Source organism: Streptomyces sp. NBC_00234 (assembly GCF_036195325.1).
In the GTDB taxonomy this organism is placed as follows: Bacteria; Actinomycetota; Actinomycetes; order Streptomycetales; family Streptomycetaceae; genus Streptomyces.
Genome location: NZ_CP108101.1, coordinates 8121996 through 8136368 on the forward strand (window position 1 = coordinate 8121996; position 14373 = coordinate 8136368).

Annotated in this window: 10 protein-coding genes and 1 pseudogene; 3 read left to right on the forward strand and 8 right to left on the reverse strand. The window is 71.0% G+C overall.

Annotated features, from left to right (window positions below; all coding sequences use genetic code 11):
* Nucleotides 1–154: 154 nt before the first annotated feature.
* The 3 genes from OG230_RS35630 to OG230_RS35640 form a co-directional block, all read right to left on the reverse strand.
* Nucleotides 155–763 carry a dihydrofolate reductase family protein gene (locus tag OG230_RS35630; RefSeq protein ID WP_328907905.1) on the reverse strand — a complete coding sequence of 203 codons (609 nt, stop codon included), beginning with the start codon at nt 761–763 and terminating at the stop codon, nt 155–157.
* An 82-nt stretch (nt 764–845) separates the two neighbouring features.
* Nucleotides 846–1751, reverse strand: a complete 906-nt coding sequence (locus OG230_RS35635) for an NAD-dependent protein deacetylase (RefSeq protein WP_328907906.1) — start codon at nt 1749–1751, stop codon at nt 846–848.
* 127 nt (nt 1752–1878) lie between these two features.
* The gene (locus OG230_RS35640; protein WP_328907907.1) at nt 1879–2937 is read right to left on the reverse strand and encodes an Lrp/AsnC family transcriptional regulator; all 1059 of its coding nucleotides are present in this window, start codon (nt 2935–2937) and stop codon (nt 1879–1881) included.
* A gap of 99 nt (nt 2938–3036) precedes the next feature.
* Between OG230_RS35640 and OG230_RS35645 the strand changes: the two genes are divergently transcribed.
* Both OG230_RS35645 and OG230_RS35650 read left to right on the forward strand, forming a co-directional pair.
* Nucleotides 3037–4395: an MFS transporter gene (locus OG230_RS35645; RefSeq protein ID WP_328907908.1), complete on the forward strand. Its 1359-nt coding sequence runs from the start codon at nt 3037–3039 to the stop codon at nt 4393–4395.
* Nucleotides 4392–5672 (forward strand): amidohydrolase, encoded by a 1281-nt coding sequence (locus OG230_RS35650; RefSeq protein ID WP_328907909.1) that lies wholly within the window; start codon nt 4392–4394, stop codon nt 5670–5672. The genes OG230_RS35645 and OG230_RS35650 overlap by 4 nt, the downstream gene beginning before the upstream one ends.
* 40 nt (nt 5673–5712) lie before the next feature.
* Here the strand turns inward: OG230_RS35650 and OG230_RS35655 are convergent, their stop codons facing one another.
* Nucleotides 5713–7269 carry a glycoside hydrolase family 43 protein gene (locus OG230_RS35655; RefSeq protein WP_328907910.1) on the reverse strand — a complete coding sequence of 519 codons (1557 nt, stop codon included), beginning with the start codon at nt 7267–7269 and terminating at the stop codon, nt 5713–5715.
* Nucleotides 7270–7542: 273 nt separating this feature from the next.
* On the reverse strand, nt 7543–8253 hold the full coding sequence (locus tag OG230_RS35660; protein ID WP_328907911.1) for a TetR/AcrR family transcriptional regulator: 711 nt from the start codon (nt 8251–8253) through the stop codon (nt 7543–7545).
* Nucleotides 8254–8391: 138 nt separating this feature from the next.
* On the opposite strand from OG230_RS35660, the gene OG230_RS35665 reads away from it, so the two are divergent.
* Entirely contained in the window at nt 8392–9093 is a 702-nt protein-coding gene (locus OG230_RS35665) for an NAD(P)-dependent oxidoreductase (protein WP_328907912.1), read from the forward strand.
* 167 nt (nt 9094–9260) lie between these two features.
* Here OG230_RS35665 and OG230_RS35670 read toward each other — a convergent pair whose 3' ends face one another.
* From OG230_RS35670 to OG230_RS35680, 3 genes and pseudogenes are all read right to left on the reverse strand, one after another.
* Nucleotides 9261–10397 carry a PQQ-dependent sugar dehydrogenase gene (locus tag OG230_RS35670; protein ID WP_328907913.1) on the reverse strand — a complete coding sequence of 379 codons (1137 nt, stop codon included), beginning with the start codon at nt 10395–10397 and terminating at the stop codon, nt 9261–9263.
* Nucleotides 10398–10654: 257 nt separating this feature from the next.
* Nucleotides 10655–11044, reverse strand: a pseudogene (locus OG230_RS35675) (transporter); the annotation flags it as partial.
* A 157-nt stretch (nt 11045–11201) separates the two neighbouring features.
* Nucleotides 11202–14369 (reverse strand): discoidin domain-containing protein, encoded by a 3168-nt coding sequence (locus OG230_RS35680; protein WP_328907914.1) that lies wholly within the window; start codon nt 14367–14369, stop codon nt 11202–11204.
* Between the last annotated feature and the right edge of the window lie 4 nt (nt 14370–14373).

Sequence of the window (14373 nt, forward strand, 5' to 3'; positions counted from 1 at the left end):
CGCCATGCGTCAACGGATGGGGCAGAGTCTAGAATTCAACTAAAAGCCGGGCGCATTATTCCGTCCGATTCGCCGCACTCTCGCGAATGCGCCGGCCGGCGTGCTGGAGCGCTCTGACTGAATTCGCCCTGGCTCTTCCCCAGCAGCAGCCGGTCTACGCGGCTCCGTACGTCCCGTACTCCGGAAGCCCTGTCGATTCGTATACGTGAATCGCGAGTCCACCCGGTGTCGTGTCATTGCTCAGGAGTCGCAGTCCGGCCGGGGTACCGCCGTCCGGGAACAGACGGCGACCCGTGCCCACGACCACCGGGGCGATCGCCAGCCGCAGTTCGTCGATCAGGCCGGCGGCCAACAGGGAATGGGCCAGCCGGGCGCTGCCGTGGATCTGCAGCTCGCGGCCGGGCTGCCGCTTCAATTCGGCGACCTGGGCAGGGACATCGCCGGACAGGATCGTGGTCGGGTCCCACTCGGCCTTGACCAGGCTGTGGGAGGCGACGTACTTCGGCAGGCCGTTCAGGGTGCCGGCGAACGGGTGCTCGGTCATCTTCGGCCAGTCCCGTGCGAAGTTCACGTAGGTGCGGCGGCCGAACAGGAACGCATCCGCTCTGCCGAGCCAGGTGCCGGCCTGGCGTTCGAACTGCTCGTCCATGTGCGGCACGAACCAGCCGCCCCGGGTGAACCCGTCGCTCCTGTCCTCGTCCGGGGAGCCCGGGCCCTGGGAGACGCCGTCCAGCGACAGGAACTCCTGCAGTACCAATCTCATGGCGCACCACTCTCTCCGGGTGGAGGACGTGTCCGTCTCTCCCTCCTAAGACATTGTGGCGCCCGAGAACTCATCGGTCCGCTTATGGAGACCCTGCCGTCCCGTCGTCGACGGGGATGCCCAGGCGGCCGGCCACGGTGGTGAGGGCCGTTCCCAGCGGGAGCGCGACACGGGTCACGGAGTGACGGTCGCCCCGGGTCGGGTCCCGGTTGACGATCAGCACCGGCTTTCCGTCCTGTGCCGCCTGGCGGACGAACCGAAGGCCGGACATCACCGTCAGTGAGGAGCCGAGGACCAGCAGAGAGGCCGCCCCACGGACCAGTGCGCGGCAGTGCTCGACCCGCTGCGGGGGCACGGCTTCGCCGAAGAACACCACGTCCGGTTTGAGGATGCCGTCGCACACCGTGCAGGACACCACGCGGAAGTCACCGACCTGCTCGTCGGTCAGGTCGGCGTCGCCGTCCGGGTTGATCGCGGCGGCCACCGGCCCGAAGCCCTCATTGGCCGCCTCCAGTTGGCGCGCGAGTTCGCGGCGCAAGGTGAAGGCGCCGCAGGAAAGGCAGACGACCCGGTCCAGGCTTCCGTGGAGTTCCACGGCGCCCTCGCTGCCGGCGGCCCGGTGCAGGCCGTCGACGTTCTGGGTGATCACACCCGAGAGCAGGCCGTGCCGCCCGAACGCTGCCACGGCCCGGTGCCCGGCGTTGGGGCGGGCGCGGCCGAAGGTGCGCCAGCCCAGGTGACTGCGCGCCCAGTACCGGCGCCGGGCCCGGGCACTCGCGGTGAACTCCTGGTAGGTCATCGGGGTGTGCCGGCTCAGGCTCCCGCCCTCGCCCCGGTAGTCGGGGATACCCGACTCCGTGGAGATGCCCGCCCCGCTGAGCACCAGCACACCGCCGGCGCTCAGCGCATCGGCGACCGGCTTCAGATCCGTGGTGCCCGGCGACAGGTCCTCGGTAGGGGCCCAGCTCAGAGTGGGGCGCATACGCATGCCCCCAGAGTACGGAACACGGCGCTGCCACCCGCCTCCCCGTCGGCGGCACCGCTTTCGCGGCGAGGTCACGCCGACGCGGCTGCGCGAATCATCCGTGCCGGACCGCGCGGCGCGGCGCCGGGGCTCAGAGCCCCACGGGCACGTGCCCGATCGCGCGACCGCTGTCGTCCAGGACGCGGCCCATGCGCTTGGCCGTGCGCAGGGTGACGGTCCGGTCCTGGACGGCGAGCCGGGGGAAGCGCTCGTCGAGCAGTGACTCCAGTGCCGTGATCCCGTCGAGACCGCGCAGCCAGACGGAGAACAGCAGATTGCAGGAGCCGGTGACCGAGGCGCACAGCCGGGTCTGCGGCAGTCGCGCGAGCGCCCCGCCGATGGCGTCGAGCTCTCCGTGCGGCACGACCGCACGGTACGTGGCGATCGCCGGCCACCCGGCCAGCTGCTGGGCCAGGTCGCAGCGGAGCAGGATCTCGCGTTCCCGCAGCTCGTGGGTGAGCCGGCGGCGCACGGTGGACTCGCTCAGGCCGCTGCGGGCGGCGAGCTCGGCCCAGCCCGCGCGGCCGTCGGCGCCGAGGGCCGCGAGCAGCTCCGGGCCGGCATCGGTACGAGGCCCGAACGGGAAGGGCCGGCCGACCTTGCTGCCGGCGGGTCCTGCGACCGTGTGCGGCCCGGTGAGCCGGGCGCGGCCCGCCGGTTCCAGGGCGCGCACCTTCCAGCCGCTGCCCTCCTGGTAGAGCCGGATGCCGAGCCGGGTGCGGGTGGAACGCACACCGGGCAGTACGGCGATGTCGCTGCCGACGCGGCGGCCGAGCGCGGGCAGGTCCGCGGCGGCCACCGTCAGGAACAGGTCGAAGTCGCCGACCACGTGCTCGACGCTGATCACCCACGGCAGGGCGGTGAGCCGCTCGCTCAACTCCGCCAGCTGCCGTGGCCGGCAGATGAGCTCGACATAGCCGACGGTCGCGGTCGCGGGTCCCGCGTACGCCGTGACCCAGGCCAGGCCCGCGCTCTCCAGCCGCGCCCAGCGCCGGGCCGCGGTCGTCGCGTCGACCCCGATGGCCGGACCGATCCGGGACCAGGCGGCGCGCGGATCGGTCTGCAGCGCGTCGACGAGCGCGAGGTCGATCTCCTCGAAGCCCGTGACGGATCCCGGCGCGGAAGTCGGTCTGTTGCTCTTTTCCTGCAATCTCGCCCCTAATTCGCACGACGGACAGAACCTGTCTGCACTTCTGTGACGCATGTGTCGCACCACTCCACCAGCACGCCCACTCTAGAAGGAGTGTCCGTGGCCTCACCGTCCCCGGTCCGCAGCAGGGAACGCCTCGACCGACGCGCGAAGCTCACCGTCGCGTTGCTCTTCGGCGCCTGGCTCATCGACTACGTCGATCGGCTCGTCATCAATCTCGCCCTGCCCTCGATCGGCAAGGAGTTCGACCTCACCCGTACCGAGCAGGGACTCACCGTCTCGGTGTTCTTCCTCGCGTACGCGCTCTGCCAGATACCCGGCGGAATGCTCGCCGACCGCTTCGGCGCCAAGCGCGTCACCTGCTGGGCGCTGCTGATCTGGTCGGTGTTCACGGCCGTGACCGGCCTCGCCGGGTCGTTCGCGATCCTGCTGGTGGTGCGGTTCCTGTTCGGGGCCGCCGAGGGCATCTTCCCCAGTGCCTCGATGAAGGCGATCACCGAGCGGACGACGCCGGGGCAGCGGATGAGCGCCAACGGCATCGTGCAGTCCTCGAACGCGGTGGGCGCGGTCCTCGCGCCGCTCGTCGCCGCCCCGCTGATCATCCAGTTCGGCTGGCGCTCGGCCTTCTTCACGGTCGCCGCCGTGGGTGTCTTCGTGTACGCGGCGGTCCAGCTCTGGCTGCCCGAGACGGTCCGGAGCGCCCAAGGCCCCGTCTCCGTCGGCACTGCTGCCCGTGTCGTGCTGCGCTCGCCCGCAATGTGGGGGTTCGCCGGCATGTTCTTCGGTTACGACATCATCGTGTGGGGTCTGAACACCTGGGTGCCGTCGTACCTCAGTGAGGAGCGGGGCATCGCGCTGACCTCGGCCGGCGCCCTCGCGGTGATCCCGGCGGGTGCCGCGACCGCTGCCGTCGTGATCGGCGGTCGGCTGGCGGACCGGCTCCAGGGGCGGCAGCGTCTCGTGGTGGTGCCCGCGATGGTGGTGGCCTCCATCGCGCTGGTCCTGATGGCGACGGCGTCGACGACGCCGACGTTCGTGCTGTGGATGACCGTGGCCATCACCTCCTCGTCACTGTCGTACATGCCGGTCTACGCCGTGCCGCTGCGCAGCCTGCCGGCCGAACTCACCGGCGTCGGCGCGGGGATGATCACCTTCGGCGGGCAACTCGCCGGTGTCGTCGCCCCCACCGCGATGGGCGCGCTCGCCGACCGCGCGGGATTCGGCGCCGCCTTCGGCTTCCTGGTGGTCGGCGCCGTCCTGGCCGCGGTCCTCGCGGTCACCACACCGCAGGACACCGACTCCTTCCGTCGGGCGCTGCGGCTGCCCGACGCTCCGGCCGGGGACACACACCCTGTACCGACGGAATCCGCGGCACTCATGGCGCCCGTGGGCTCCGCCGTGCCCGAGGACCCCATGGATCCCAGGGGGACCGTGGAAACAGAAAGCGAGAAGGCATGACCACCGACACCGATCTCACCACCGGGCTCGACGCGCTTCTTCCCTCCCTGCGCGAGCTCTACCAGGACCTGCACAGCCACCCCGAGCTGTCGCTCCAGGAGACCCGAACCGCAGGCGTCGTCGCCGGGATGCTGCGCGCCCAGCCCGGCTGGGAGGTGACCGAGGGCGTCGGCGGAACCGGCGTCGTCGGCGTGCTCACCAACGGCGAGGGCCCGACCGTCCTGCTGCGCGCCGACATGGACGCCCTGCCGGTCCAGGAAGCGACCGGGCTGCCCTACGCCTCGGTGGCGCGCGCCACCGACCGCGAAGGCAACGACGTCCCCGTGATGCACGCCTGCGGTCACGACATGCACATCACCTGCCTGCTCGGGGTGACGGCGCTGCTCGCGCACCACCGGGACGGCTGGCACGGCACGGTCGTCGCCGTCTTCCAGCCCGCCGAGGAGACCGCCGAGGGCGCACGCGCCATGCTCGACGACGGCTTCGCCGAGCGCTTCCCGAAGCCGGACGTCTGCCTCGGCCAGCACGTGGGTCCGTTCCCCACGGGGGTCGCCGTCACCCGGCCCGGACCGCTGATGGCGGCCTCGGACAGCTACCGGGTACGGCTCTTCGGTCGCGGGGGGCACGGTTCGGCGCCCGAGTCGACGGTGGACCCGGTGGTGATGGCGGCGGCGGTGGTCATGCGGCTGCAGACGGTGGTCTCCCGCGAGGTCGGCGCCTCGCAGGCCGCGGTCGTGACGGTGGGTTCGATCCACGCCGGCACGAAGGAGAACATCATCCCCGACGAGGCCGAGCTGAAACTGAACATCCGCTCCGTCGACCCCGTCGTACGCGAGAGGGTACTCGCCGCGGTCCGCCGCATCGTCACGGCCGAAGCGGAGGCGTCGGGCGCTCCCAAGGAGCCGGAGATCACGTCCCTGGGCTCCTTCCCTCTCACCGTGAACACCGCGGACGCCACCGCGACGACGGTCGAGGCCCTGCGCGGTGCACTGGGCGAGCAGGCCGTACTGACGCTGTCGCAGCCGGTCAACGGCAGTGAGGACTTCGGCCTGTTCGGTACGGAGCTCGGGGCGCCCTCGGTGTTCTGGCACTTCGGGGGCGCCGACCCGGCCGCCTTCGCCGGGACCACCGCCGAGTCCCTGGCGAGCCGCGGCCTCCCGCCGGAGATTCCCATGAACCACTCCCCTTACTACGCGCCTCTCCAGGACCCCACCGTCGAACTCGGTGTCCGGGCTCTGCTGGGCGCGGCCCGCGCCTGGCTCGCGCCGGGGGAGTGACACCGGTCCCGGGCTCTGCTCGGCCGAGCCGAGAGGGTGCTCAGCGCTTCGGCCCGGCCGCCGGCCGCAGTTCGAACCAGTCGAAGGCAGGGGCGCCCCGGGTCGCGTACATCCCGAGGACCCGGCCGGTGAAGCCACCGGCCACCTCGGTGGTGAGGTAGCGGCCGTCGAGTTCGGCGAGGATCTCGAACGTTCCGCCCTCCGTCTCGTACCCGAGACGGAGGGTGTCGGGGCCGCCGACCCGGAGGCCGGCCGGGAGCGCGGCCCCGGGTTCCGTGGGACGTGCCGTGACGGTGGGCGGCAGGACCCCGGTGGTGGTGATGTCGACCCGCAGGGTCAACGGGCCCGGAGGGACGGCTCGTTCGGCGACGGTCTGGCGCAACGGCCCGATCCGGGCGACCACCCGCACGGTGCCTTCGCCGATCTCCACCTGGTAGTGGTGCGCCTCGTCGAGGCGTACGGCGATTCCGCCCCGGTCACCCCCGCCCGCGTCGACACGCGTCCGCGCGCTGCAGTCGGGATCGCGCTGGCGTCGGCCCAGGAACACAGCGCCGGGGGTCTCCAGGCCGTCCGTCCGGGCGTGCAGCACCACGTGGCCCGGCCGCGTGTCGAGCCCTACGGCACTCGGGTCGTGCCGTCTCAGCGACATCCAGCAGGGTGCGAGTGCGGGGGAGTCGAAGTCGTCGCGAACCGGCTCGGCGGGCCAGGGGTGCGGGGGCAACGCGGGCGCCGGGGCGCGGAGTTCCAGCGGTCCCGGCAGCGGCCATTCGTCCTCCCACCGGACGGGCACCAGGAACGTCTCCCGGCCCATGCCGTGGAACTTCGGGGTGTCACCGAGGGGACGGGTGCCGAGCAGAACCATCCACCAGGTGCCGTCCTGCGCCTGTACGAGATCCCCGTGGCCGGTGTTCTGCACCGGGTGGCCCGTACTGCGGTGGGACAGCACGGGGTTGTCCGGGTGCGGCTCGAACGGCCCCGGCAGCGTGCGGGCACGGGCCACCGACATCGCGTGACCGCGCTCCGTGCCGCCCTCCGACAGCAGGAGGTACCACCAGTCGCCGATCCGGTACAGGTGCGGGCCCTCCGGATACTGCAGCCCGCTCCCGGACCACATGGGCACCGGCTCGCCCAGGAGTTCGCCCGTCTCCGGTTCGATGCGCACTCCGCGGATCATCCCGTCGTGCGAGAACACGCACCAGCAGTGCCCCTCGTCGTCCCAGGCCAGATCGGGGTCGATGCCGGGGATGCCGACCGGTACGGGTTCCGACCACGGGCCGACGGGGTCCTTCGCGGTCACCATGACGGTGCCCGCGCCGGCGACCACGGTGGTGATCATCCAGAAGCGCCCGTCGTGGAACCGCAGCGTGGGCGCGTACACACCGCACGAGGACGGGACTTCGTCGGTCAGCGCCAGCTGCGAGGGCCGGTCCAGGGCGTGCCCGATCAGCCGCCAGTGCACGAGGTCGCGGCTGTGCCACAGCGGCACCCCGGGTACGTACTCGAAGCTGGACGTCGCCACGTAGTAGTCGTCGCCCACGCGACAGATGGTCGGATCGGGGCTGAAGCCCGGTATCACCGGATTGTCGAAGAGCGCCATGTCCGTCCTCGGGTGGGTCGCGGTCACGCAGTCGGACAGGCGCCGGCGAAGGACGGGCCGTCAGGCGTACGGGCTCCAACGGCAGATCGTTGAAGCGCTTCGAAGATCGCACTTGGGTGGTGGGCTGTCAATAACGTGCGCCAGGGTCGGTCTCTGCCCTGGTCCGCGCAGGCGAGTGGGGGCCGTAGGCGTGCGGGTTCCGGGCAGGGTGGTCGAAGCGCTTCGATTAAGGTGAGCCGGTATCCGTGAGGGGTTGCGGTCGACCCGGGGCGGTTACCTCTGCGGGGTGATGCCGAAGGACCGGACGAGCTGGGTCAGTTCTTCACGGAAGAGCTTCTCCGGGCTGAGGGCCTGGGTCCGCAGGTGGCCGTAGATCTCTAGGGACACGAGGCCGTGCAAGTGGCTCCAGATGCGCAGGGCGAGGGCCACGGCAGCCGGGGGCAGCTCGGGGAAGGCCGGACGGACCTTGTCGAGGAGACCTGCCTCGAAGTCGGACCACTCGAAGTCGCTGTCCGCGTAGCGGTGTTCGGCGTGCGGCCAGGCGGCGGCTGCCAGCGCCGTGATGCCGGTGCAGACGCGGTGGGCGGCGTCCGGGGCGGCGCCGCCCTCGGGGGGTCGGTACCCGGGCACGGGGTCACCGTAGATGAGGCGGAAGCCCTCGGGATTGGCCAGTGCCCAGTTCCTGAAGGCGTGCGCCCATGCCTGGATCCGGGCGGCCGGGTCCTGAGCGGGGGCGGCGTCCCAGGCCGCGTCCACCGTGTCGGCCAGCGAGGTGTAGACGTTGTTGATCAGCGTGGTGACCAAGTCGTCACGGGTGGCGAAGTAGCCGTAGATGGCGTTGGCCGTCATGCCCATTTCGCGGGCGATGGCCCGCAGGGTGATCGCGTCGGGTCCTCCCGAGGCCATCAGCTCCAGCGCGACCCTCTTGATCTCGGCGGTCGTCTCGGCCCGCAACCGCTCGCGGCGCCCTTTGGTGCTTCCCACGCTTCCCACGAGCACGCACTCTACAGCGTCATAAAACTGAGTGCCGTATCAAAACTTCACACCGTATAGTTTCTGCGTGCCGCGAAGGGAGATGGCGGCACGGGCAACCGACCTACGAGCGATCACCAGGGGAGAGCCATGTACATCGGAGTCATCGGGGCCACGGGGGGCATCGGCAGTCGCGTCGTCACCGAAGCGCTCGGCCGGGGGCACCACGTCGCGGCCTTCAGCCGCGACGCCACGCGGATCGAGGAGGACCGGAAGGGCATCGCCTGGCAGAGTGTCGACGTCCTCGACGCCGGCGCGATCGCCGCCGTCCTGCCCGGACTCGACGTCCTGATCAGTGCTTTCCAGCCCGGAAACGCCGCCAAGGACATCGCCGACACCGTGACCCGCTCGATCGCCGATCCCACGGTGTACGCCACCGCCGCGCGTGCGCTCCTGAAGGCGCTGGAGAGTCATCCCCGGACCCGGCTCCTCGTCATCGGCGGCGCCGGCAGTCTGGAGATCGAGCCCGGACTCGTACGGGCCGACTCCGACGAGCTGTTGCACGAGACCCTCGACGCGATCGGCCTGCCGAGGGAGTACGCCGCCGCGGTGCGCGGCCACTGGGACGCTCTGGACGTCCTGCGCACGTCCAACCGGTTGTGGACCTACTTCAGTCCCGCCGAGGACATCGCGCCCGGCGAGCGCACGGGCCGGTTCCGGATCGGCGGCGACCAGCCGGTCCTCGACGCGGACGGGCGCAGCCGCATCTCGATGGAGGACGCCGCAGTTGCCCTCGTCGACGAGGCGGAACTGCCCCGCTTCGTCCAGCGCCGCTTCACCGTCGGCTACTGAACGGGTAGGAGGCACCGTTGTCGGCCCCGACCCGAATGCGCCCCCATTGCCGGCAGGCGAAGGGGGCCGACCTGGTGGTCCTGCACCGCAGGACCACCAGGCTCTCGGGCCGGGGATGATCCCGGCCGACTGGAGGCATGCGCGCCACTGGGGGCGCCCAGGATGCGTTACGCCGGGTCGATGCGGGAGATGCTGCCGGCTATGGCGAGCACGTACAGCTCGCCCTTGCAGCCCTGCACGAACGAGACGGTCTCGCCGCCGTTGACTCCGAGGTCGCTCACGCCCGTCACCTTGCCGTTCTTCATCTGCAGGGCGCGGACGGTGCCGTCGCAGTAGTCGCTGAACACGTACTGACCCTTGAGGCTCGGGATCGCCTTGCCCCGATAGACGTACCCGCCGATCACCGAGCAGCCCAGCCCGGTGCGGTCGTACTCGTGGACCGGAGGTACATGGTTCGCGGGTTCCGTCGCGCCCCGGAAGGGATGGGTGCCCTCCATCTGGGACCAGCCGTAGTTCTCGCCGCCCTTGCTGTCGGCCGGAGCCCAGTCGATCTCCTCCCAGTCGCTCTGGCCGACGTCGCCGATCAGCAGGTCGCCCGTGCCCGCGTCGAAGGAGAACCGCCACGGGTTGCGCAGCCCGTACGCCCAGATCTCGTCCCTGGCGTTCGGGTCGTCGACGAACGGGTTGTCCTTCGGGATCGCGTACGGCTCGCCGCCGCTCGGGTCGATCCGCAGCAACTTGCCGAGCAGCGTGTCGAGGTTCTGCCCGTTGCCGTGCGGATCGCCGCCCGCGCCGCCGTCGCCGAACGCGATGTAGAGGTAGCCGTCGGGGCCGAACCTGATGTCGCCACCGTTGTGGTTCGAGTAGGGCTGCGTCTGGGTGAGGACGGTGCGCCGGCTGTCCGGCAGGATCTTGCCCTCCCGCATGGCGAACTCGTCCACGGTGCTGGTGCCTTCGAGGTTCGTGAACGAGATGTAGAAGTGCGCGAACCTCTTGTCGAACGCGATACCCAGCAGGCCGCGTTCGCCGTCGGTGGTGGTCTCGCCGGAGATGTCGAGGACGGGTTGGCCGAGCCCCTTGTTGTTCAAGACCCTTACGGTGCCCGCGCGTTCGGCTATCCAGACCGTGCCGCCGGGACCGGCGGTGCCTGCGGACGGGTTCTGGGCCGTGGCCACCTTCGTCAGCACGACCTTCGCTGCCTGATGTGCGGCGGCGGGCTCCACGGCGGACGCCGTGGACAGGGCGAGGGAAGCGACGAGGCAGATGGCGCCGATGACTGCCGAGCTTCTGGTGCGAAATTTCACCGTGACCTCCGGAGGTGGCGAACAGGGAGTTCACCCGGCTGCTGGGGGCAGAGTCGGGTGGCTGTCGCCCGCGCCGGCACGCAACCTGGGTGGGGGGATCGTGTGCTACTGGCCAGGGATGAGGATACGGGGGCAGGGGTGGTTGGTATAGACCAAGTCCCGTTCCATCTGGCCCTGTTGCTCTCCCGCCGAGCCCTCCGCCGCTGGTTGCCGGCCGCTCCCGAGGGGGGAAGCGCGGACGGACCCGGCCCAGCCCGTCAGAGTGAGGTGGTGGCGGTGACGCACAGCCCGGCCAGGGCGACGGCCCAGACGTACGGCAGCGTGCGGACCATCACCTGCTGCGGGGAGACTCCCGCGTACTGCGCGCTCCACACGGTCTGGGTGCTGGTCGGATCGGAGACGCCGAAGACCTGGTTGTACGAGGTGGCCAGGCCGAGGACGGTGGCGGCGGGGTAGATGCCCGCGGCGATGAGGACTCCCGCGATGTCGGCCCCGAGACCGAAGACGTTCAGCGGGCCCCGGTAGAGGCACAGCGGGACGAGCACGGTGAACACGGCGACGAACAGGACCGGGTTGTCCGGACTGACCGCCTTGACCAGGGGTTCGAGGGCGGAGATCGCCCCGGGGAGCTTCACGGCGGCGAGCAGCGCCACTCCGCGGGGGACTCAGGATATCCCCTGAGGGCCTGTCCCTTCACGGTCGGCAGCGGCGCGTGAAGGGACAGGAGCACACCCGGGCACGGTGACGCCGGCAGCTGGTGCTGCCGGCGTCACCGTGCCCGGTGCGCGTGCGAAGCCGGAGCCGTTACCGGGGGAGTACGGAGAGGGTCCTGAGGCGTGCGTGATCGCCGCTCCAGCCCGAGACGTCGAGCGCCACGTAGCGGGCGGTGGTGCCGGCGGTGAGGCGGGTCGTGGTGCCGCGGCCCCGCAGCGTTCCGCCGGGCCGGTAGGTGACGCCGTCGTCGCTGAACTCGACCGTCGCCTGCGGCACCCTGCCCGTCGTCCACTCCGCGAGGACCCGCTCGACGGGGAGGGTGGAACCGAGGTCCACGACCATCCGGGCCCGGTCGGATCCCGGGGTCCACGATGTCTGCCGGTCGCCGTCCACCGCGGCCGACGGGTCCGACATGCCTTCGGGGCGGGGTGCGTTCGGGAACGTGTCGCATCCGAGCGCGGCGTCGTCGAGCGGATAGGGGACGACGTCGCGCACCGACACCGTCGCGGTCCGGCCGCGGCGCAGCCGTACCTTCGTACGCCGGCCATCGCCCGCCGTCACGACCAGGTCGCACGAGGGTCCGGTCAGCCGTACGGTCGCGGCGTCGACCACATCCGCCTGGACACCCGGCGGCACCGTCCGTCCCGTCGCCGGGCGCAGGGTGAACCGGGCCGCGGCGACAGCGGCGGTCGCGCCGCCCAGCTCGGCCGCGAAGTCCGTGCCGGAGGCGGTCACCGTCTGCGAGCCGGCGTAGAGGACGAGGCCGGTGCCCTGCCGGGGCAGGGCCACCGAGGTCTTCACGGCCTCGGGGGAGAGGTTGAAGAGACTCAGGTGCCCGCCGGCGGTGCTGGCGTGAACGGCGGGGATTCCGGCCTGCGGCGTCTTCCGGGCCGCCGCCGCCTTCAGCACGGCGGGATCTCCGGTCGGATGGCCCTCGACGGTGAGGGGCTCGGCAGGACCGTCGGACAGCACGACCATGTCACCGTAGACGGCGAGCGGGTTGGCGGCGTCACGGACCACCAGCCCGGCCCTTCCGTCCACGGAGAGCCAGCCGCCGCGGCTCGTGAGCTCGGCCTCGGGGAACCGGGTCAGCTCGGTCCAGCTCTCCCCGTCGTCGGAGCCCTGTACCTGGTACCTGGTCGCAGCCGCGGACTCCCACGCCAGCGTGACGTGGTCGAAGGCGACGCTGCTGCCGAGGTCGACCGTCAGCCAGCTGTCCTGACGGTTGCGTTCGGCGACGGCGACGGCCCAGCGGCTGGTGTCGTCACCGTCCAGCACGCGTGACGCCTCGCGGCCGGGCGTCGCCGACGAAGCGGTGGCGGTGGCCCCGCGCGCGAGATCGGCGCCGTCCGCACCGTCCCGCACGGAGAAGGTGTACAGGGAGTACCCGTACTGCGGGTGTCCGGAGACGCCCTGCATCCGGACGAAGCGGTGGGAGCCGCGGGGGAGCGCGAGGGTGTCCACCCGGGGCCCGGTCCCGCCGGAGGTGTTCCCGCTGTCCTTCGACTTCACCTGAACCGATCCCTCGGCCGAGGTGTACGTACGACTGCCGTCCAGGCCCGCCAGACCCGGCATCGTCAGGTTGTGTATCTGCAGGTGCCCTTCACCGGCGGCCGTACCGCTCGTCGCGTAGACGACCGCACCCGACGGGAGGGTGGTGAACCCGGCGATTCCGGTGTCGAGTTCGAGTACGGAGGCGGTCGCGTCGATGCCGTCGCGGACCTTCCGGTAGGTCGTGACCGAGCGGCGCAGCACCTTGCTCCCGGTCGAAGGCAGGAACATCGGGGTGCTGCCGCTCAGCGCGAACAGCCAGTCGTCATGGGCGGGCTGCCATGCGAACTTGACGAAGCCCGGCTTGCTCACCGTGGCCGCCCAGGCTGCCGGGGACTGCTGGACCACCAGGCCCGGTCCTTCGGCGAAGTCCCGGACCCCGGAGGCGTGGGCGTAGAACTCCTCGTCGGACAGCGGCGCCACGATGCCACCGTGCGCCGCCCGCCAGCGGTGCAGCAGATAGCTGATGGCGACTTCGGCCCGGGCCTCCGGTTCGTACTTCGCCTCACCCGAGAACTTGGCGAGCCGGAACTCCGGCGCGTACGCCTGGTAGGGCGCCAGCCGCTTCGCCATCGCCGCCTCCGCCCAAGCGGCGGCGCGGTCCCCCGTCACCTGGGCCAGGAAGGCCAGCGGGATCACATCCCGCCCGTAGAGGTGTTCGCGGTCCGCCACCATGGGCATCAGCGGCTCGCCCGCGTCGCTCATGACCATCAGCAGAGTGCGCCACAGCGGCCCGGCGTTCGGCTGCGCGGTCAGGACCTGCGGCATGGGACGGCCTGCGGTGATGAAGTGGGCGGCGTTGCGGCCGGAGGTGCGCCACAGCTCCTCCTGGTAGTGCGGGCCGAAGGAGTTGTGGTTCTCGACGATGAAGGTGTCGTAGAGGTTCGTCGCGGTGTTCGCCTGGACGGCGACTCCGTCGACCAGGGCCGGATTGGCCAGGTCCGCCGCGGGCAGCCCCGCTTCGTTCCGCGTCCACCGGCCGAAGGCCGCCGTCCACTCCTCGTGCCGGGAATCGGTGGGTGCCCACGCGAGACCCGGTGCCAGCGACTGGGCGTAGACACCCATCTCCTCGAGCTTCGTGTCACCGACGAAGCCACCCTTGAGCCCGTTCGGCGTCCAGCCCCCGGAGGCGGGGTCGGTCTTGCTGCCGAGGGCGGTGGTGTACTGCGCCTGCTCGCGGGCGATGGTGTCGACATTCTGCCGCGTGGCATCGTCCAGCTGATCCCAGAGCAGCCGGGCGGCGAGCACGAAGTACAACTGGAAGGTCGTGTCGAAAAACAGAGTGCGGCCCCACTCCGTGCCGCCTGCGAGGCGATTGGAGGCGGCGAAGTGCTTGATGGTGGCCAGCGTGCGGGAAAGCAGCTCGTCCTTGCCGATGCCGGCGAGCCCGGAGTCGTAGGTCCCCTGGGTCAGGAGCACGGCGTTGCCGAGCACCACCGCGAAGCCGAAGTCCTTGGCCGTGTAATGACCGCGAGCGGAGTCCCACTGCGTCTCCGCCCAGCGCGTGTGCGTCAGCAGGACCTGGTAATAGGTTTCCGCGATGCTGTCCTGATCCGTGCCCTCGTAGGGGAGGTCACCGACGGCGGCAGACGGCTCCGCAGCTGCCGCCACGCCCGGGAGAGCCAGCGAGCCGGCGGTCAACAGTCCTGCCAGTCCTGCGAGTTGGATGAACCTGCGTCTGTCGTAGTAGGTCGGGTTATCGGACATGGGG

Excerpts from the sequence above, each read along its gene's own strand:
- OG230_RS35630 (WP_328907905.1), bottom strand. The coding sequence starts at position 763 with ATGAGATTGGTACTGCAGGAGTTCCTGTCGCTGGACGGCGTCTCCCAG.
- OG230_RS35635 (WP_328907906.1), bottom strand. The coding sequence starts at position 1,751 with ATGCGTATGCGCCCCACTCTGAGCTGGGCCCCTACCGAGGACCTGTCG.
- OG230_RS35650 (WP_328907909.1), top strand. The coding sequence starts at position 4,392 with ATGACCACCGACACCGATCTCACCACCGGGCTCGACGCGCTTCTTCCC.
- OG230_RS35655 (WP_328907910.1), bottom strand. The coding sequence starts at position 7,269 with ATGGCGCTCTTCGACAATCCGGTGATACCGGGCTTCAGCCCCGATCCG.
- OG230_RS35665 (WP_328907912.1), top strand. The coding sequence starts at position 8,392 with ATGTACATCGGAGTCATCGGGGCCACGGGGGGCATCGGCAGTCGCGTC.
- OG230_RS35680 (WP_328907914.1), bottom strand. The coding sequence starts at position 14,369 with ATGTCCGATAACCCGACCTACTACGACAGACGCAGGTTCATCCAACTC.